Below are 986 nucleotides of genomic sequence, written 5' to 3'. Positions count from 1 at the left end.
CCACGCCTGGCTCGGGAGACTTCGCAACAAAACAAATTTAGTGGAGCATGATCGTGATATCACATCATGGAATAGTTCATGCTTAACACGACAACGACTTCTCTATGATGAACATAGAGCAAGTTTTCTTTTTAATACCTTATAGTAGTTCACTTACACCATAAGCACCCTTGTCATCCAGAGCCGGAGCGCAGCGAAGGAGAAGGATCTCCTACAAGAACCGTAGAAGGAGGCAATAACAGATCCTTCCCCTTCACCACGTTCCGGGTCTGGATGACGTGACAGAACCTTTAGCAATATATTTCTCTAACACAGCACAGGGAAAACCAATAGACACAATGGCTTCACCCACCGTTTTTACATATTTCTTAATAGGCTTAAACGTTTGAAAGGAAGAGGCAATCCGGTAAGCCGATTTTTCATAAGCTTTCCAGAAAATACCCTCACGATAAAGGAAAATTCGGGTATAATTATTCTCCTCTTTAAAAAAAATCTCTTTTTGAGTCATATTATTGGTCTGTTAGAAAAACCGGCTTCGCCGGTAATAACCAGTGGGCTTTAAATGCCCACTGGGAATGAAACAAATAAATCAAATAAAACGAATGTCATTCTCTAACGCACCGGACAGACCAACCGTGCTGCCGACTGCTGTAGCGCTGGAGCGCCCCGTTCGAGTTCACGTACAGGTTGAACCCGTTCGAAGTGGAGTTCGAGGAACCCGACCAGAAGTACCCGTTGTTGCCTGCGCTGAGCAAAGCCCCACTGGTGCTCCGGTAGCCGGAGGCGGGGAAACGCTGATCCAAAAGCTGAACGTAACTGGGGATTTGATCCAGACCGTTGGCATTGGAAGCGGTGAAAGCAGCAAAAGTACCGTTGGGAGTACCGTAATAATCGGCGTGCTCAGGACTTTGACCAGCTGCCTCCATCAGTGCCTGTTGTTCGGCGGCAGTAGGCAAACGCCAACTACCCTCAACCCAACCCTTATC

2 protein-coding genes are annotated in these 986 nt (G+C 47.1%); both read right to left on the bottom strand.

The window, feature by feature from the left end; translation table 11 throughout:
• Positions 1-253: 253 nt before the first annotated feature.
• Positions 254-508: a hypothetical protein gene (locus D0T87_RS23500; RefSeq protein ID WP_163178581.1), complete on the bottom strand. Its 255-nt coding sequence runs from the start codon at positions 506-508 to the stop codon at positions 254-256.
• A 97-nt stretch (positions 509-605) separates the two neighbouring features.
• Positions 606-986 (bottom strand): FISUMP domain-containing protein (locus tag D0T87_RS23495; protein ID WP_304521323.1); only part of this gene is annotated, 381 nt, incomplete at its 5' end.

Origin of the sequence: Bacteroides sp. 51, assembly GCF_010500965.1 — a bacterium.
In the GTDB taxonomy this organism is placed as follows: domain Bacteria; phylum Bacteroidota; class Bacteroidia; order Bacteroidales; family Bacteroidaceae; genus Bacteroides.
The sequence above is the reverse complement of the archived record's forward strand: the minus strand, read 5'-3'. Positions and strand labels throughout refer to the sequence as shown.